This window comes from Psychrobacter sp. BI730 (genome assembly GCF_013414195.1).
Lineage (GTDB): Bacteria > Pseudomonadota > Gammaproteobacteria > Pseudomonadales > Moraxellaceae > Psychrobacter.
In genome coordinates, this window is sequence record NZ_JAATTV010000004.1 from 143778 (window position 1) to 163001 (window position 19224).

Below are 19224 nucleotides of genomic sequence, written 5' to 3' on the forward strand. Positions count from 1 at the left end.
ATGACAGGTAAGCAAGACGGAATATTATGGCAATTATTATAGGCATTGACCCAGGGTCACGCATGACTGGTTATGGGATAGTACAGCAGACAGGTGACAAGCTGACCTATATCGATGCAGGGACGATTCGTACAGATACCAAAGAGATGCCTGAACGCCTCAAGCGTATCTTTAATGGACTAACCCGTATCACACAGCATCATTTAAAATACGCAGACGAGCCTATCTATACGGCGATTGAGCAAGTATTTATGGCAGAAAACCCTGATTCTGCACTTAAGCTTGGGCAAGCACGAGGTGCAGCGATTGCAGCGATGGTTGCACTAGATTTAGAAGTATCAGAATATACGGCTCGGCAAATCAAACAAGCCGTCTGTGGCTATGGAGCAGCGGCCAAAGAACAAGTGCAAGAGATGGTGTGCCGGATATTAGCGTTAGAAGTCGTACCGCAACAAGATGCTGCCGATGGTCTTGCCTGCGCCATCTGTCATGCTCACTCAAGCCATTCAATGAACAAACTGATATTGAATAGCGCCATGCGTGGCCGCGGTGCTTCTAAAAAGAAAGGCCGTTGGCGTTTGACCGAAGAAGATTTAGGTAACTTACGTTAAAGATCAGCTTTAAAATAGCGAGGTGTTAAAGAAAACAATCGTCAAAATAGATAAACAGCAAATTAGACACCCCATAAAAAACACGCGCTATTAGACGCGTGTTTTTTATGGCTATGAGCATTTCAAAGCTCAAACTACAGTAAGCTACTCTACAACTGCACTTTCAATCACAGCATCTAGTATATAAGCATACTTTTCATCAGCAGTATCATCTTTAGTTGGCTCATTAGTCTCTGATAATTCATCGATATATAGTGGATAGCGTTGTAAGCGTAATACTTCTTCGTGTTTGCTGTCATGCTGATAGCCATCGATTTCACCAACGAATACTCGCCACTGTCCTTCGTGAGTTTTAATGCCCTGATCATTATAAGTAATAGGCTTAACTTGTAAGCACTGCTCAGAGTTACCTGCTTCGCAAGGTACAGTTTCAGAGTTTACTGCCCAAAATACTGTTTCACCCTTACTGTTATATTTCGCTTGTGCAGTAAGCCTACCATTCCAAACCAGAGTTACATCATCGTCGGTAAACTGGGTTAATACTGGGTTATCGCCTTGATCAATTTTGAACTCACTACTGCCCTGCATCAACGTATTCAAGGTGTTTTCAGCCACATCTAGCTCGCCACAAGACATCTTGGTACTCATACCCTCTTCAGTAGTTAAGGTATGCCCTTTTAACTGATAGCCAGCACTAATCGTATTACAGCCTACGCTATAGCTTAGCGTGTCTTGCCCTTGATACTGGTTGAATGCAAGCGTTACCTGACTGTTGATATTCGCAAATTCAGCCATAAGTTGTTCATTGGCGTCGACTGCATTTACTAACGTCCAACGATGATGAGATAAGGTGGTCGTCAGCTTTTCTTGAGCGGTTAATTCAACAGGTTCAGATTCGTCTGATGTAGGGCTCATACTAGATACCAGATCTTCACTTACGGCTGAGTCTGTCATCTCGCCAGCTTCAGTACCCTGCGATGTATCATTCTCGCTAGACGCCGCTTCTTTTTGACACGCACTTAGCATCAAACTAACTGCCATCATACTGGGTAATAGCAGTAGTTTTAACGTTGGCTTATTTCGGCTACCTACCATATTACATACCTCTTAGTAAGCTTGTACAACTTATCTCGCGTACCATCTATGTTTCAAAAATCTATTCAAAAGAAGCCATAATTTAAACGCATTCTTCTTTAGTGAACAATTTAAAAACATAATTGATATAACTAAGCTAGATTAACCACTATAACCTTGGCTCTATTAACCTATGTAACGAAATGTTGATTTTTATTATATTTCATAAAAAAACAGCTAACGATTGAGGTTAGCTGTTTTGCTTTATAGCGAGCAATTTATCGGATAGGTTAATAGATAAATTTTATGATTTAAACTATTCTCTAGAACCTTTTAGTCATTCACACTGGCAGGTTTGGCTTTAGCCATATTTTTAATACTGAAGCGTTCATTCATCTTTTGATAAAAACGAGCCAGGTTTCCGCCTTGCTCATTAGGATTGACCTTGAGTATTTTACCAAAGTCTAACCCCAGATATAACACGATATCAGCAAAACTTAATTGTTCACCTACTAGGTATTCGCGATCTTCTAATATCGTCTCAAAATACGCCATGGCTTTGACAGCACGAGCAATTGATGGTGCGACGAACTCGGGCACTTGTTCAACACGTTGTGCTTTAGATGGATGACTGTGCTGAAACGCGAGCATCAAGTTGTACAGGACTTCAAATTCAGCAATACGGCGCATAGAGCAAACTTGCGCACGCTGTACCACATCATTACCCATAACTGAACGCTCACCGTAAACGCGGTCCAGATACTCACAAACTGCCTGAGAATCATTCAGTACTGTACCATCATCTAAGGTCAAAACAGGTACGGTCTGCATTGGATTCATTTGCGTAAAGGATTCTGACATTTGCTCATTTGCCGCAAAATCAATATCGATCACATCGACATCATCCATGTCATCAACATCGATACCTTTTGAAGCCAATAAGATAAGCGCTTTACGTGGATTGGGCGCTGTACGGGTAATATATAATTTTTTCATAGCAAACTCCTTGTAAGAATGATTGGACAGCGATTTGGCGCTGATACACCTTATTATGATGGTGGCACTAATGAGCACCTATCTATTGATACTCCATACCATAGTTATAGCCTACTCTGACCGTCATGGCAAAGGCTTATTATTCATGAGGTAAAAATAGCAAAAGCCCCATAACCTTGAGTCATGGGGCTTTATTTAATCACATTTATACATCAGTCTAATTATTTATTTGGTGCAGGTGTGGTGCGTAGATACGGTTTAATCTCTTTGTGACCTTTTGGATATTTTGCAGCGATATCTTCGTTTTTCACACTTGGTGGAATGATCACGTCGTCGCCATCTTTCCAGTCTACAGGTGTTGCAATGTTATACTCATCCGACAACTGTAGTGCGTCGATTACGCGGATAATTTCATCAAAGTTACGGCCACAACTGGCAGGATATGTCAGCGTTAGACGAACTTTTTTCTTAGGATCAATAATAAACACACTTCTGACCGTCGCTGTATTGTCAGCATTTGGATGAATCATGTCATAAAGATCTGCAACCTTGCGCTCAGGGTCTGCAATGATAGGGAAATTGACAGCAGTACCTTGGGTTTCTTCAATGTCACTTACCCAACATTTATGATCTTCTAAACCATCAACCGATAGCGCGATTGGTTTAACATTGCGCTTCTGGAACTCACCGCCTAGTGCTGCGGTACGTCCAAGCTCAGTGGTACATACTGGGGTAAAGTCTGATGGATGTGAGAAAAAAACCACCCAATGATCGCCTGCCCACTCGTGGAAATTAATATCGCCTTCTGTGGTCGCAGCGTCAAAGTTTGGTGCGGTATCACCTAAACGTAAATGTGCCATGCTTGATTCCTTAGCTATGTGAATGAACGCTTATATCGACACGTCGGCCTCGCGTTCTATTATTGTCATCGACGTGCTCAGCTATCAAATATAACATAAAGCACATCGGCAAAAACTGACTTTATCTTAACAAACTGGTTATGAATGTCTTGTGACGGATTGTAATGCGGTTATTCCATTTACCTCTAAGCTGATGGACAAATTTTTTAATGAATTTTTATGGACAAGCAGCTTTGATAAATAATTAAACCACCATACCTGCATCCCATAAGCAAAATTCGCACCATAATCATACTTAACTTTATAACTACACACAAAAAAACCCATCCCTAGCGTACTAGAAATGGGCTAACTTATAAACTACTATTGTTCAGTATTATTTCAAAATATCTATTTGGATAAGGATACTTTTAAATACTAAGCCAACATAAATTAAGCTGGCTTATAGCTATCACGTAAGCTAACGATTTGGTTAAATACTGGCTTATCAGTGCTGTGATCTTCGCTATCAGAGATGAAGTAACCTTCACGCTCAAACTGGAAACGCGTGCCAGCATCTGCATTGACCAAAGATGGTTCAACCACTGCATTTAGCTCAGTGAGCGAGTTCGGGTTTAGCGCTTGATAAACATCAGCAACGCTACTTGGATCCTCAGCACTGAATAGCTGCTCATACATACGTACCGTCGCTGGCACACCTTGACTGGCTGATACCCAATGAATCACACCTTTGACCTTGCGCCCTTCAGGGTTGTTGCCCAAAGTAGCAGGGTCAATCGTCGCTTTTAGCTCAACGACATTGCCATTTTCATCAGTGATATGTTCAGTGACGGCTAGCACGTAAGTATTACGCAGACGAATCTCTGGCTTTTCTGGAGAGAGACGCTTGTAGCCTGCAGGCGGTTCAATTTCATAATCACCTTGGTCAATGTATAGCGTTTCGGTAAATGGAATCTCACGCTCACCCATATCGACGTTAGGATGGTTCGGCTGAGTCAACCAAAGCGTCTGAGTCGCATCGTCAAAACGTGCATTAACGCTATCGGCTTTTTGCGACTCCCAACTGCTGACCGCTTCGCTAAAGTTAGTAATGGTCACTTTTAATGGCTTTAGCACCGCCATACCGCGACCAGTTGTCGTCTCTAACGATTGACGAACGCTAAACTCTAGCAAACGGAAATCAACCACACTATCCGCTTTGGTCACACCCACACGCTCACAAAAATCACGCAAGCCCTCTGGCGTATAACCACGGCGACGCATGCCAGCAACGGTCGGCATACGGGGATCATTCCAACCACTAACGATACCTTCATCTACCAGTTGCTTTAACTTACGCTTACTGGTCAATGTATAGTCAACGTTTAAGCGGCTGAACTCGTACTGATGCGGCGGTACGTCAAAGCCAATCTTGGCGATGACCCAATCATAGAATGGACGATGATCTTCAAACTCAAGCGTGCATAATGAATGGGTAATCCCTTCTAACGCATCCGAGAGTGGATGAGCAAAATCATACATCGGATAGATGCACCATTTATCACCAGTCTGATGATGCTCTTGATGCATCACGCGATAGATAACAGGATCACGTAGGTTCATATTTGGGCTAGCCATATCAATCTTGGCGCGCAAAATAGCCTTTCCTTCAGCGTATTTACCGTCTTTCATATCGTTGAAAAGCGCTAGGTTTTCTTCAACACTGGCATCACGATATGGTGAAGGCGTGCCCGCTTCATTGAATGAACCACGGTTTTCTTTGATTTGCTCAGGAGTTTGCAGATCAACATAAGCGTCGCCTTGCTCAATCAACTGGATTGCCCATGCATGTAGCTGATCAAAATAACCTGAGGCATGATGTGCCTCTCCTGCCCACTCAAAACCTAACCACTGCACATCGTTTTTAATATTGTCGATGTAATCTTGCTTTTCGGCAGTTGGGTTGGTGTCATCAAAACGTAGGTTGCACACACCGCCGAACTCTTTGGCCACACCAAAGTTTAAGCAGATAGATTTCACATGGCCTAAATGCAGGTAGCCATTTGGCTCAGGCGGAAAGCGCGTTACAATTTGCTGGTATTTTTGCGCATTGACATCGTCACGAATGATATTACGAATAAAATCGTTTTTTGCTTCGTCTTTTTGTGCATTGTTGCTTGAGTGATCACTCATCGGGCATTGCTCCTAACGCAAATTGTCAGTTCATGGTGCGTGCCATCACGCATCACGAAACGTTTAAACTAAAGTGCTAAAATAAAGCGAGAATATTAAAACTTAGATAGTGCGACCGCATTATCAAAATTTTTCAAAAATGGGTAAAGTTGCGTTATTCTATCAGGTTTCGCAAACGCATTAACAGCCTGATACATGACACGGGATAAAAAAGCCGTTAGACTACCCGTAACTTTTTAATCACTAATTTTTAACCACCACTTGACAGCGTCATTTAAGGCGCTGCAACAAAAAAGGAATATCCCATGGTAGACATGCCACCAGTAGTAGAACTAGAAACCAATATGGGTGCGATCGTTATCGAACTCAACGAAGAAAAAGCACCAAAAACTGTAGAAAACTTTTTGAACTACGTAAAATCTGGTCAGTATGACGGTACAATTTTCCATCGCATCATTGATGGTTTCATGATTCAAGGCGGCGGAATGGACGCTGAGATGAATGAAAAACCAACCAATGCGCCTATTGAAAACGAAGCGGACAACGGTCTAAAGAACGATAAAGGTACTATCGCAATGGCGCGTACCCAAGATCCGCATTCAGCGACTAGCCAGTTCTTTATCAACGTAAAAGACAATGACTTCTTAAACCACTCTGGCAAAAACATGCAAGGTTGGGGTTACACCGTATTTGGCAAAGTAACCAGCGGTATGGACGTTATCGAAAAAATGCGCAGCGTACCAACGGGTCGTTTCGGCATGCATGCTGATGTGCCAAAAGAGCCAGTTGTAATCAACTCAGCAACCATCGTTACTCAGTAATAGTCATTCAATAGCAGCTATTCAGTAATAGTTACTTAGCAATAGCTATGAATGAGCGAGTATTTTCTAGTAGAATTTACTAATTAATGCTCGCTATACGATAAGTCACGAGGACAAAGATAAATGCAAAGTTTTAATCATTTAATCACGACCCGCCCTCATCAAGTGCGGCAAGTATTGATTAGCGATTTGCATTTATCGCCTCAGGAGCCTGCCTTAGTGCAGGCTTTTTTGGCGCTGCTTGATGACTGCCTTGCCCTGCCAGTGCTCAAACGCCTCTTTATATTGGGCGACTGGTTTGAGGTGTGGCTAGGTGATGATATGTATTTATCCCTATTAAAAGAAGAAAGGTTAGAGGACGAACAAATAACGCACTGGCTAACGCCGCTTATCGCCAAACTCAAGCAGCTACGTATCAATGGTTGCGAGGTATTGGTCATGCATGGCAATCGTGACTTTCTACTGGGACAGCCGTTTTGTAATCTGTTCGGCGGTGAGCTGATTTATGAGCCATATACTTTGCCTGTCGGTCAACAAAATTACCGCTTAGAACACGGTGACGCACTATGTACTGATGACAAGAAGTATCAATTCTTTCGCAAAATCATGCGTAACCGTCTGACTCAGTGGTATTTGCTTAATAAGTCATTAGAAAAACGCTTAGCCATCGCAGATAATATGCGTCAACGAAGCCAGCAGAATAATGCTCATAAAGCTGCTCATATCATGGATGTGAATGATAAAGCTGTACGTCAAGCCATTACTACTAGCGATGCATTATTACACGGACATACTCATCGTCCAGACATTCATCAGGCGACTGATGATAAAAAGCGCTACGTGCTTGGCGACTGGCGATTATTAGATAAAGACACTCGCCAGCCGAAAGTCAATGCTGTGATTGGTGCAGTGACAGATGACCAGCATTCAAATGACGGTTTTAGTAGTAACGATTTAAGCAGTAATGATGCTAAGTTTGAATTGTTTGAGTTTACAATGCTTGTTTGACTTGATCTTTGAACCTATCTAAAAAACAAAAGGGTCTGTTGAAATATCAACAGACCCTTTTTATTTTTTACTACAATTCTTTTACTACACTTTTAAATAGCTTATCGCCTACTTGCTGTTTAAGGTATTAGCTTAAAGAAATGCTGACGGTAGTGCTTTAGCTCACGGATAGAGTCACGAATATCGTCTAAGGCTAAATGACTGCCACCTTTTTCGAAGTTCTTTAAGATATCAGGACGCCAGCGGAAACAAAGCTCTTTGATAGACGACACATCAAGATTGCGATAATGGAAAAACCGCTCAAGCTCTGGCATTTGCCGCGCCATAAATCGACGATCTTGGCAAATAGAGTTACCGCACATTGGTGACTTACCACTATCAACCCACTTGTTTAGGAACTTGACGGTCTCAGCTTCGGCTTCTGCCAATGTCACCGTACTACGACGTACACGATCGACCAATCCTGACTGACCGTGTTGCTTGGTATTCCAGTCATCCATTTTATTTAAGACTTGATCTGATACCTTGATAGCAAACACCGGCCCTTCAGCAAGTACATTCAAATCTTCGTCAGTAACGACAGTAGCAATCTCGATAATCTCATCGTTTAAGGTATCAAGTCCGGTCATTTCTAAATCAATCCACACCAGCCCTTTTTTGCCTTGATTTTTGATTTTAATCTTGTTGGGATGGTCACCGGTAGTCATACAATATCCTATGGTCATTAAATTTTGGGACAGTTTTAAACATAATTTAAAAAACGTATTACGGTTGAATACTCATATTCAAGCAGCATTGTAATGCACTGATTGATTCAAAAAATCTAGCAAGCAGCCAAAATATTACAAAACCACTGTCTGCCGCAGACGCTTTAGGCTGTATGTTAGCAAATTTTCACGCTACACTTAGCAATATTTTTATAATAGGTCAAAAACCCATGGCATTAATCCGGCAACGCAAACTGACTAAACAACAGATTCGTCGCATCGACAAGCAGCAACTGTCCAATCAAGATAGTATTGATGACAGTTTGATGGATGGCGTGGTCATGGCGCATTACGGTAAGCAACTAGAAGTACAAGTCACTAGCCTGCCAGCTGTCATACCTGAGCAGCCAGAGATTGCGCCTGATGATCCTGAGCCGTTTTGGCAAACGCTTGAATTGAATGATATCTGGCGCTGTCATGTGCGTACCAATCTACCGATGCTAGCTGCTGGCGATCAAGTACGCTGGAATGCCGATTCTAATACTGGCTTTGGACGTATCGAAGCGGTCAAACCGCGTACATCGCTGGTTTCTCGTCCTGACCGCTATCATAAGCTCAAACCTGTTGCCGCCAACGTCGATATTTTGGCGATTGTTTTTGCACCATTACCTGCCGCCGCACCAACGCTGATCGATCGCTATCTCGTGGTATGTCATCATGCAGGTGTCAAACCACTGTTGGTACTCAACAAAGCCGATTTATTGGCAGAAGAGAACGGCGTGGACACCAATGAATTATTGGCACAGTATGCCGCGCTTGGCTATGAAAGCGTTCTGACTTCGGTCGACTGCCCTGAAAATATCGCTGAGAGCGATGAGCAAGAAGGCCTTGATGAACTAAAACGCTATATAGATAAAAAGCTGGTCATCTTTGCGGGTCAATCTGGCGTCGGTAAAAGCAGCTTAATCAATGCTCTTCTGCCTGACTCTGGACAGAGCGTCAATATCATTTCGCAAAACTCTAAGCTCGGTCAGCACACCACGACGACCAGTAGACTGCTGCCATTCAACCCCGAAGACCTCACCCAAGGCGGTATCGTCGATACACCAGGGATTCGTGAATATGGCATTTGGCACCTTACCCCTGATGATATTATTTCAGGCTTCGTTGAGCTAGCACCATTGGCCGGCGGTTGCCAATTCCGTGACTGTCGCCATACTCACAACAGCAAAGGCTGCGCGCTATGGCAAGCAGTAGCTGATGGTGAGGTATTGCAGCGCCGCGTTGAAAACCTCGTCACGCTACGAGAAGAGGCAGATACGAAGCCTTATTAATATTTGGCTTGTTAGTGTTCGCCTTAATTAAAAACGGTATTGTGAGTAGATATTTTTATTAGGCTGAGAAGCTCCATAGATAAGTACAATAACCACCCAATTATTGCCTATATTATCGCCCGTTTACTATAGATGGCCTTATCGGTATAATAGCGCCTTGTTCACTATCATTGGGCTGTCTTCTCAGCTCAATAGAACACTTATTTTTTTGGAGGTATGGTTTGGATCGTGCGCTGGAATTTGTGGGCAACCACCCGTTTTTATTTGGTATATTAGCCGTACTTGCTATACTGTTTTTTACGATTGAAAACAAACGTAGCGGTAGAAAAATATCGCCTAACACGCTTGGCATGATGGTCAACTCTCAAAACGCGCAGCTTATCGATATTCGCGCTAAGAAGAAGTTTGAATCAGGCTATATTCAAGGCAGCCGTAACATACCGTTCACTGACCTCAAAGACCGCTTAGAAGAGATTCGCGCGATTGAGCAGCCAGTGATTATCATCTGTGACATGGGCGTCCAAGCAGGCGCTGCGATTCAGATGATTGGTAAAGATAGTGTCTATCGCTTAGAGGGCGGTATTGGCGGCTGGCAAGGCGCTGGCATGCCATTGGTTGGTATAAAAGACGCCAAAGCAAAGGCTAAAGGTAAAACAAAACCAAGTCTAAGCAAGTAATAGACCTGTATGGGCGCTTAAGTGAAGCGTTTATACACATCGCTTACCTGATGTTTATGCGACCTGACTAACATTATCAGCTCTATAAAAAAGACACCTTTTTATCAGGTGTCTTTTTTTGTGGTTTATTTTTTATATTCTATTTATCATGTTTTATAGCACTAAAGGACGTTTTGAGCCAAAACGGCTTGAATTTGTCATGCCCATCCCCACTTTAGTAATGAGCATCACCGAATGCATTTTTACTTTACTCATTGATAACAGACTATACCAACGCTTAGACTATGATAATTTATCATGCTCTTTATAATACGTTTGTTATCTCATCAATTTATAAATAAGGATTTATCATGACTGTATCTGTGAAAGTTTACACTACCCCTATCTGCCCATACTGCTCAAACGCCAAACAACTACTAAAAACCAAAGGCGTTGATTATGAAGAAATCGGCATGCATGATATGAGCAGCGAAGAGCGCCAAGCGTTAATGAAGAAAACCAATAATTACCGCACTGTGCCGCAAATCTTCGTTGGTGAAACCTTTGTCGGTGGTTTTGATGAGCTCAACCAAATGAACCAGCAAGGCAAACTTGACGAGCTATTGGCAGGTTAATCTGCTACCTTTCTTTACTGTCTGTCTTTATTTATGTAAAGATAGACAGTGGCATGTTTTAATAGAGCAGTAAGAAGTAACGATAAAAAATATCGAGACAATACCAAAAAATAGTCTCGATTTATATTACAATGAACTTTTATTAAAATGACGATTTGCCCAATCATTTGATTTAATTTTAGAGGATTTACCATGGCTGAAGAACAAGCACAACCACAATTGGCACTAGAACGCATCTACGTAAAAGACATGTCACTTGAAGTCCCAGGCGCTAGCGTATTCACCAAAGAGTGGAACCCAGAGCTTGATATCAATTTGTCTAGCAACGCTGAAAAACTAGATGACGATCATTATCAAATCATCCTAACTGTGAGCGTTACTGCCAAAAATGCGGAAGAAGCAGCATTTATCGCTGAAGTGCATCAAGCAGGTATCTTCTTACTAAAAGACATTCCAGAAGATCAAATCGGTCAAATCCTAGGCGCATACTGCCCTAATGTGTTGTTCCCATATGCTCGTGAAGTCATCAGCGACATCGTGACACGTGGTAGCTTCCCACAATTGCTACTAGCACCTGTAAACTTTGATCAAGCGTATGCACAGAGCCAACAGCAAGCACAAGTTGGTGCTCAAGGTAATGCATAAGCATTAATTAAAATATATGAGTTCTACCAGTCGTATATTTGATAAAAGGCCGTTTACTTATAATGAGTAAGCGGTTTTTTTGTGGGTATGTTTTATGAGGCATAAAATTATCAGCCATAAAAAAACCCTGCTATTAAACAGGGTCTTCAATGACTACATCGACTGGCTAAATCAATTAGCTAACCTCGATAGTTAGCCTTTTAGTGCAGATAGGATTTGCTGCTTAACGTCATCGATACCTTGCGTACCATCAAACTTGTCATAGTTAGGCGCATCACCGCCTTCTTTAGCTTTGTCTTGGTAAAAACCAACCAATGCTGATGTTTGCTCATGATAAGTAGATAGACGGTCACGAATAGTCGCTTCTTGGTCATCTTCACGCTGGATGAGCGCTTCACCAGTGACGTCATCGATGCCTTCAACCTTTGGTGGATTGTGATCGACATGATAAACACGACCTGAACCTGGATGCTGACGACGGCCAGACAAACGGCTCACGATTTCGTCATCAGGTACGCTGATTTCGATAACATGGTCGATAGCAACATCAGCGTCTGCAAGTGCTTGCGCTTGAGGAATAGTGCGCGGGAAACCATCTAGGATACAACCATTCACGCAATCAGGCTTAGCGATACGCTCTTTCACTAGGTTGATAATGAGGTCATCAGAAACCAAACCACCAGCATTCATGATATCTTTGGCTTTTTTGCCAAGCTCGCTACCTTCTTTGATTGCTGCACGTAGCATGTCGCCAGTTGAGATCTGTGGAATATCATATTCTTTAGAAATAAACTGGGCTTGGGTACCTTTACCGGCGCCTGGTGGTCCTAGTAAAATAATACGCATCATTACACGACTCTCCTTAATAGATAGGATTTTAGGATTAATAAAACTCTGGGATTAGTTGTTTGCAAAGCTACCTTACCTTGTGGCCCTGCAAAGCTCAAGTATTTTCATTATTGATGTGACAAGTTGGCATGACTTATCTGTTCATACATGGTCAATTCAAGATAAAAAGTAGCAGAATTGACTGCGTTTGAAACGCCCATTTATACATCTGGGTTCACTTCATATCCCTTTCAAATTAGAACAATCATAGCACTGCTGCTCGAGGCTATGCTGAGCAACAGCGTTTGTATGATAAATACCATTAGCGTCCGGTATTTATATGACTACTATGACTATGGCACTTGTTGATTGATTTCCACGTTGACCTGATTTTGTTCTGCGCTGATAACCACTGGATTGCCCGAAAGGTCGCCTGACTCTGCGGTAGCATTGCCACTATGACTGATACGAGCGATGACCGCTAGCTGCACTTTATCAGAACGAGCCGATCCTAGGGTACGTTCTGGCATCATAGCATCAAGATCACTTAGGCTAATAACTGCTTCGCCTTGTTTGATATTGCTAATTGGTAGACGCTTAGCCGCAAATGGTGGACCACCTTTCACGTCACGTATCGCTACGAATAGCGTATCGTCAGCTTTTACCAATGGTAACAGACTAGCATTTATTTTAACGGTCACTTCAACGCCTTCAGAGGCTTGCTGCTGCTGCATCACCACATTAGCACTAAGCTCGTCTAGACTTGATAGCGCTTGCGTATGATCGCCTGGTTTGGCCGCGATACTGTCACGCAGACGTTTAATCCAGCCTTGCGCTTGATCGAAGTTGCTAGCACGTGCCTCACCCATCGCCATAAGCATTTGTGCGCCCTCATGCTCTGGGTTTTTGGCCAGTATGTTTTCTAACACTCGGCGGCTATTGGCATCTAACTGACCCTTATTAGCAAAGAAACTAATCTGCGCATAAGTGGTCGCAATCTCTTCGTTATCAGGTGATAGACGATAAGCGCGCGACAAAGCCTCTAATGCCGAATCAGTCGCCTCTAATGACAAGAACAGCTCCGACAGGCGCATCCAGCGATTGTAGTCACTGGCATGACGATAGACGTTAGTCTGCATGGCACTAATCAGCTGATTACCATCTTCAATTGCCCAAGCCGGTGGCTGATCGATTCTACCTGTTAATAGATCGTCTGCCACTTGACCGACTTTGTCCTCAGCAGCCCATAGCTCAAATACAGGTGTGCGATCACCGACCATCAGATATGCCATGGCCGTTAATACAGGCACCCAAACCATAATAATCAATCGGCTTTTGATACCTGGCGTGACCATTGGTGACACTTCACGCTGAGCATCCAAAAGCTGACGTTCAAGCTCAAGCTTCTGGTTTTGATAGTGATGGTCATCAATGATACCACTGTCTTTGTCTGTTTTCAGCTCTGCTAGTCGCTCACGAAACACAGCAACGTTGATATCCAGCAGTTGATTGTCCACAGGCATGCTATGCGAACGCGGTGCTCTTAACCACGGCTTAATGGTGATAACACCCAATAAAAGAGCGACAAGTAAACTTAGCGCAATAAATAAGCCAACAGTAGAAAATATGGTCATTTTTTGCCCCCAAGGCTTGTAGTGTCGTCTTTGTCATCGTTATTGGCTCGTGACAATAAGCGATCAAGTTCTGCTTTTTCAGCGGCAGACAACGCTTTGACATGGTTGTCTACTGCTACACCACTCTCACCGCTGGCGACAAGCTGACGGCGTTTACTTTGCCAAAACCAACCGACCAATAAAACGATCAATAATAACGGTGGGAAAAACCATAAAATCCATGTTGAAGGACGTACTGGCGGCTTATAACTGATAAAGTCGCCATAACGCTCTTGCATATAGGCTCGAATCTCGCCGTCGCTACGACCATCTTTTATCAAGTCATAGGTTTTTTGCTTTAAGTCTTGCGCAATTGGCGCATCAGACCCTGCCAAGTTCTGATTTTGACATTTCGGGCAGCGTAGCTCTTCGATGAGACCGCGATACTGGGCTTCTTGTTGCACAGAATCAAAATCGTAGACATCAATGGCAGCAAAGCTTGCCATGCTGAATAGACAAGCGATAAACAAGCTTACTAACTTTATGGTCGCGTTTCTTATTTGGTAGGCTATCATTTGCACGCCTCCGCAATTTGGCTCGGATCTGGACTGACACCATTATTACTAGCGTCATTGAGTACCATTAAGCAAGGCGTAATACGGCTTTGCCAATTGCTCTCATTGATTTCACCGATGATATGCTGACGAATAATTCCATCACCATCGACGATGAAAGTCTCAGGCGCACCAGTCAGACCTAAGTCAAGAGCGAACTGTCCTGACAAGTCTTGAATAGACATAGAGAACGGGTCGCCACCGCGATTCAGGTACCCTAACGCATCACCAATATCATCTTTGTAGTTTACGCCCACCAAGTTAACACCGCGCTCTTCTAGTTTCATCAAAAAAGGATGCTCAATGATACAAGTTGGACACCAAGAGCCCCAGATATTCATGAGGAATGGCTTATCTGGCAAGTTGTCATTGGTCATGATACGGCTGGTATCTGATAATAATGGCAACTCAAAGGCAGGTACTGGACGCTCAAGTGCTGTATTGGTTACGATATCAGTCGGCTTGCCCAAACGCATATAGAGCATAGCGACCAAACCAATAAAGATAACCAGCGGAATCAAAAACCCAATTTTCAGTTTTTTCTTAGTTTTTACTTTATTGCTGCTTGGCGTTTTAATCTCGTTTACAGATTTTTGCTGAGCTTTTTTATCAGGTTCATTGTTTGAGGTAGTCATACTAACGCTCCCCTATCTTTGTAGCTGACGTATCCAAATCTGCAACCGTCGCAAATCCTGATTTTTTGGCCGCGATTTGCGCAGGTGTTTTGGTTTTTTTGATACGGTAACGATTGTCTAGCATACTGAGCAATGCACCGAACGCCATGATAAGCGCACCCAACCATATCCAGCGGATAAGCGGTTTGACATAGATACGAAACGCCCATTCATTGCTATCTTCAGCAATCGGCTCACCAAGTGCTACGTACACATCACGCATCAGATTGGCATCAATCGCAGCCTCCGTCATCGGCATCATACTGATAATATAGTTACGTTTTTCAGGATATAACGTGGTCACTTCTTGACCGTCTTTACTGACTGTTACTTCTGCTTGCGTAGCGTCAAAGTTACTGCCTTTTACTTCACTAAAACCTTTTACCGTAAAGTCATAGCCTTGCACATTGACACTGTCGTTGGGCCCTAATGCCACATCGCGCTCAATGCTCAACGTAGTGGTAAATGCCACGCCGATAACTGCAATGATAACGCCAATATGAGCGGTTTGCTGACCCCAGTAGCTTAGACGCAACTGACGTAAGCCGTTTAAACGACTTGGGGCATTTTTGGTCTTGTCTTTGAAATCGACAACCATCCATAACAATACCCAGAAGCTCACGGCCAGTGTGACACCGATATTTAGCATAGCTGATGGACTGGTGAAATAGGTGATAATGGCAGCCAATACCAAACTGCTCACCGCGATAACCATACCAGCACCCAATAACGGGCGGCTGTCTTGTTTCCAGCGGATATTAGAACCCATGCCCATCGCCACCAGTAGCAGCCATGTCAACGGCACAAACAGGGCGTTGAAGTATGGAGGGCCGACAGATACCTGACCTAAATTAAAGGCATCAGCAATAATAGGATACAGCGTACCAAGTAGTACCACTAAGGTTGAAATGAGAATGATAACGTTGTTAATCACCAAAAATGATTCACGTGAGATGAGTCGATACTGACTCTCGACCGTCAAACGCCAACCACGTACAGCAAACATCAATAGACCACCACCGACGATGATACCGAGTATGACTAGAATCACTAGACCACGCGTCGGATCAGCGGCAAACGAATGCACTGAGGTGATGACACCTGAACGTACTAAGAACGTACCAAGCAAGCTAAGCGCAAAAGCAAAGATTGCGAGCATAATCGTCCATGCTTTAAATACACCGCGTTTTTCGGTGACAGCAAGTGAATGCAGTAGCGCCGTCCCTGCCAACCACGGCATCAATGAGGCGTTCTCTACTGGATCCCAGAACCACCAACCGCCCCAGCCAAGCTCATAATAAGCCCACCACGAGCCAAGCGCGATACCGACTGTTAAGAAACCCCAAGCAGCCAATGCCCATGGACGCGACCAACGTGTCCATACCGCATCCAAACGCCCTTCCCACAATGCTGCCATACAAAACGCAAATGGCACAACCATGCCCACATAGCCCATATAAAGCATCGGTGGATGAATAATCAGACCAAAATCTTGCAATACAGGGTTTAGATCTGCGCCATCAACAGGTAGATTAGGTAATGTGCGATCAAATGGTGATGAGGTAAAGATAAGCATCGCTAACATCATCATCTGCACGCCTGCCAATATCACCAGCACTCGCGCACGCATAGACAACGGTAATCCACGACTGAAGTAAGAGACCAGCGCACACCAAGTGGCCATGATGGTCATCCAAAGCAGTAGCGAGCCTTCATGCCCGCCCCATGTCGCCGACAGCTTATAGTACCAAGGCAGCAATGTATTGGAATGCTGAGTGACGTAGACGAGACTAAAGTCGTTGTAATAAAAGCCTGCCATCAGCGCAGCAAATGAGGTAATCATTGCCGCAAATTGTGCCCATGCCAGACTTGGCGCCAAACGCTGCCAAGCGACGTGGTCACGCATGACGCCAATGGTTGGTAGTACCACCTGCAAAATCGCCAATATAAAAGCGGCCAGCAAGGCAAAATAACCCAATTCTGTGATTAACATACGGTCTAACCTTGTTTACCTTGGATACAATTAAGGGTTCACCGATGGCATTGCTAGCCACTGGCAAACGCTAATAGTCCTTTATGCGGTCATAGTTTACGGTTAAAAACTGAGGTTTCAATTGCTGTAGAAGCACATAAAACCCGCTACTATCATTGTGACGTACCAATATGAATGATTGATACAAAATGCTTATCTGTTGTTAATTTTACATTTTTTAGTTATTCAAAGCTTATTCAATACAGCCGTTCATGACTAATTAAAAATACTTATTGATGCATTATTGCATCGAGGGGAAAAATACTAACACTAAATGCAACCAACCTGCTAGAAAACCAGTCAAACCGCCCAAAACAATCAACGTCATCTCATCCTCGCGGAAAGCGGGACGCAATAGGTTCTGAAACTCATTTGGCGTGAGCGCACGTATTCTATCGCGAAACAGACCAAATATCTTACTGGCTCGGCTTTCATTTAGCTCAGGATCTCGCAGTGGCACCATCGTTGCGACAATAGATTTGTCGATAATGGTATTTTTAAGTTGGCCATAATCACGGCGTCCCAACCCCACACGTAGAGTCGTGCTAATCACTGGTGACTCTAGCACCGTATATAGATGCGATTTCATCAAATCACGAGTTTGCGCTGAGCGGTCACCATACATCATCTCATTCATGATGTTTTCTAAAGTGACCAAATCCTTTACCACAATTTCAGCAAAAACCTCAGAAACTTCCTCTTGGCGCTTCATAAAGCCGCCTTGCAAACGATACTTTGCAATATGTGGTATGACGGGTTTGATAAATGGAAAGCGACTCTGCACCGAAAACAGCTTTAAATAAGGTATAAAGTGCGGCTCTACTGGATTAAACACCATCCAAATGGCAATCCAATTGGTGAGAAAACCCCAAATCGCAGCAAAGAACGGCACAGTCCAATGCTGCGGCACCACCAAAAATATAAACATCTGGATAATACCAAACACTAGACCAATCAACGCACTGATGTGCCAGATAAAATCGATTTCTTTTTGGCCGACCTTTAAAAACATATTGACCATCAGGCGACGATCGTTTTCCATGGTGTTGACAATCATTTTACGCATATCGACCAAGTCTTCGACATGATAAGTCAAATCTGTCACAAGCGACTGCATAATACTGGGCAGCTCTTTGTGTGCTTGCGCATAGACACGGCGCTTTAGGGCGTAAGGAAGGTTGCCCCACAATGCTGGCGAGTGATCCAACATAATCTCATCAATCAATGGCTCAAGGTTTTTGTCTACCGTATCAGTGACAAATATCGCCATTTGCTCAGGCTCCATCGCCTTAAAAAACTCATCAAGCGAACCGAGTTTTGAGAGCGTCTGGTCAACGATAACTCCTGATATCTTGCCCGCTTTGCGCGGAACGATACCTTGCCAACCGATACCTGGCAACCCAAAAAACGGGAAGTTAGGAATACGAATACCCCAGAACTTAACCGGATAAAACAGCATCTTGAGCGCCATCCACACATGTACCCAAGTGACGAATGCCGTCACTGGTGGAATGGTCAGCATGGCAAAGAACTCTGGATGTTCAGCTATCGTCTGCCATAATGAATTTACGTCCATGACTTATCTAGTCCCTGACAGGTTGATTGTCGTTGCTAATATTGTCGCTACTGATAACGAGACTTTAGCAAAATGAGAACGTTTCAAAAGACGCTCCGCCCATAATAACTACTATAAAATAAATCGCTTGATTTTAGCATACTTGCCATTTATTAGCACATATAGACCAGCGGCAAGTTGTGACTAAAGATGACATGGTTGATATCGTCTGCTCCCCAATAAAAACCTAAATATAAGCCAGTGCTTGGTCAGTAGATAATCAAGACAAAATATATGACTGAGTACTGCGCCTGCTCATTTGTTCTGTTATAATTTGTAGTGAAATAACAAAAACTACCTGCGTATAAATGACTGCATGACGATTTCAC

General features: G+C 43.4%; 18 protein-coding genes. 7 read left to right on the forward strand and 11 right to left on the reverse strand.

Annotated elements, in window-relative coordinates; all coding sequences use genetic code 11:
• Positions 1-26: 26 nt before the first annotated feature.
• The gene (ruvC, locus tag HCZ91_RS04180) at positions 27-611 is read left to right on the forward strand and encodes a crossover junction endodeoxyribonuclease RuvC (protein WP_057760973.1); all 585 of its coding nucleotides are present in this window, start codon (positions 27-29) and stop codon (positions 609-611) included.
• Between the two features lie 144 nt (positions 612-755).
• Here ruvC and HCZ91_RS04185 read toward each other — a convergent pair whose 3' ends face one another.
• The 4 genes from HCZ91_RS04185 to HCZ91_RS04200 all read right to left on the reverse strand — a co-directional run bounded on the left by HCZ91_RS04185 (position 756) and on the right by HCZ91_RS04200 (position 5713).
• Complete coding sequence (locus HCZ91_RS04185; RefSeq protein ID WP_179798377.1) at positions 756-1706, reverse strand: META domain-containing protein; 951 nt, start codon at positions 1704-1706, stop codon at positions 756-758.
• Positions 1707-2018: 312 nt separating this feature from the next.
• Positions 2019-2681 carry a glutathione S-transferase family protein gene (locus tag HCZ91_RS04190; RefSeq protein ID WP_179798379.1) on the reverse strand — a complete coding sequence of 221 codons (663 nt, stop codon included), beginning with the start codon at positions 2679-2681 and terminating at the stop codon, positions 2019-2021.
• 221 nt (positions 2682-2902) lie between these two features.
• Positions 2903-3541, reverse strand: coding sequence for a peroxiredoxin (locus HCZ91_RS04195; RefSeq protein ID WP_179798381.1), 639 nt, complete (start codon positions 3539-3541; stop codon positions 2903-2905).
• 432 nt (positions 3542-3973) lie between these two features.
• Entirely contained in the window at positions 3974-5713 is a 1740-nt protein-coding gene (locus HCZ91_RS04200) for a glutamine--tRNA ligase/YqeY domain fusion protein (RefSeq protein WP_179798383.1), read from the reverse strand.
• A 305-nt stretch (positions 5714-6018) separates the two neighbouring features.
• On the opposite strand from HCZ91_RS04200, the gene HCZ91_RS04205 reads away from it, so the two are divergent.
• Positions 6019-6534, forward strand: coding sequence for a peptidylprolyl isomerase (locus HCZ91_RS04205; RefSeq protein ID WP_179798385.1), 516 nt, complete (start codon positions 6019-6021; stop codon positions 6532-6534).
• Positions 6535-6657: 123 nt separating this feature from the next.
• Positions 6658-7542, forward strand: coding sequence for a UDP-2,3-diacylglucosamine diphosphatase (locus HCZ91_RS04210; protein WP_179798387.1), 885 nt, complete (start codon positions 6658-6660; stop codon positions 7540-7542).
• 119 nt (positions 7543-7661) lie between these two features.
• On the opposite strand, the gene orn is transcribed toward HCZ91_RS04210, so the two are convergent.
• A complete protein-coding gene (gene orn / locus HCZ91_RS04215) occupies positions 7662-8249 on the reverse strand; it encodes an oligoribonuclease (protein ID WP_179798389.1) in 588 nt (195 codons plus the stop codon).
• A 230-nt stretch (positions 8250-8479) separates the two neighbouring features.
• On the opposite strand from orn, the gene rsgA reads away from it, so the two are divergent.
• The 4 genes from rsgA to secB all read left to right on the forward strand — a co-directional run bounded on the left by rsgA (position 8480) and on the right by secB (position 11519).
• Entirely contained in the window at positions 8480-9583 is a 1104-nt protein-coding gene (rsgA, locus tag HCZ91_RS04220; RefSeq protein ID WP_057760985.1) for a ribosome small subunit-dependent GTPase A, read from the forward strand.
• A gap of 221 nt (positions 9584-9804) precedes the next feature.
• Positions 9805-10260: a rhodanese-like domain-containing protein gene (locus HCZ91_RS04225; RefSeq protein ID WP_179798390.1), complete on the forward strand. Its 456-nt coding sequence runs from the start codon at positions 9805-9807 to the stop codon at positions 10258-10260.
• A 350-nt stretch (positions 10261-10610) separates the two neighbouring features.
• Positions 10611-10874 carry a glutaredoxin 3 gene (grxC, locus tag HCZ91_RS04230; protein WP_021813631.1) on the forward strand — a complete coding sequence of 88 codons (264 nt, stop codon included), beginning with the start codon at positions 10611-10613 and terminating at the stop codon, positions 10872-10874.
• 192 nt (positions 10875-11066) lie between these two features.
• A complete protein-coding gene (gene secB / locus HCZ91_RS04235) occupies positions 11067-11519 on the forward strand; it encodes a protein-export chaperone SecB (RefSeq protein WP_179798391.1) in 453 nt (150 codons plus the stop codon).
• Positions 11520-11711: 192 nt separating this feature from the next.
• Here secB and adk read toward each other — a convergent pair whose 3' ends face one another.
• From adk to HCZ91_RS04265, 6 genes are all read right to left on the reverse strand, one after another.
• Positions 11712-12365, reverse strand: a complete 654-nt coding sequence (adk, locus tag HCZ91_RS04240) for an adenylate kinase (RefSeq protein WP_179798483.1) — start codon at positions 12363-12365, stop codon at positions 11712-11714.
• Positions 12366-12700: 335 nt separating this feature from the next.
• On the reverse strand, positions 12701-13981 hold the full coding sequence (ccmI, locus tag HCZ91_RS04245; RefSeq protein ID WP_101206371.1) for a c-type cytochrome biogenesis protein CcmI: 1281 nt from the start codon (positions 13979-13981) through the stop codon (positions 12701-12703).
• Positions 13978-14535, reverse strand: a complete 558-nt coding sequence (locus HCZ91_RS04250) for a cytochrome c-type biogenesis protein (protein ID WP_179798392.1) — start codon at positions 14533-14535, stop codon at positions 13978-13980. Before HCZ91_RS04250 ends, ccmI begins: the two co-directional genes overlap by 4 nt.
• On the reverse strand, positions 14532-15209 hold the full coding sequence (locus HCZ91_RS04255) for a DsbE family thiol:disulfide interchange protein (protein WP_179798393.1): 678 nt from the start codon (positions 15207-15209) through the stop codon (positions 14532-14534). The genes HCZ91_RS04250 and HCZ91_RS04255 overlap by 4 nt, the downstream gene beginning before the upstream one ends.
• A gap of 1 nt (position 15210) precedes the next feature.
• Complete coding sequence (locus HCZ91_RS04260; protein ID WP_179798394.1) at positions 15211-17241, reverse strand: heme lyase CcmF/NrfE family subunit; 2031 nt, start codon at positions 17239-17241, stop codon at positions 15211-15213.
• Positions 17242-17521: 280 nt separating this feature from the next.
• The gene (locus tag HCZ91_RS04265) at positions 17522-18856 is read right to left on the reverse strand and encodes a hypothetical protein (protein ID WP_102093742.1); all 1335 of its coding nucleotides are present in this window, start codon (positions 18854-18856) and stop codon (positions 17522-17524) included.
• Between the last annotated feature and the right edge of the window lie 368 nt (positions 18857-19224).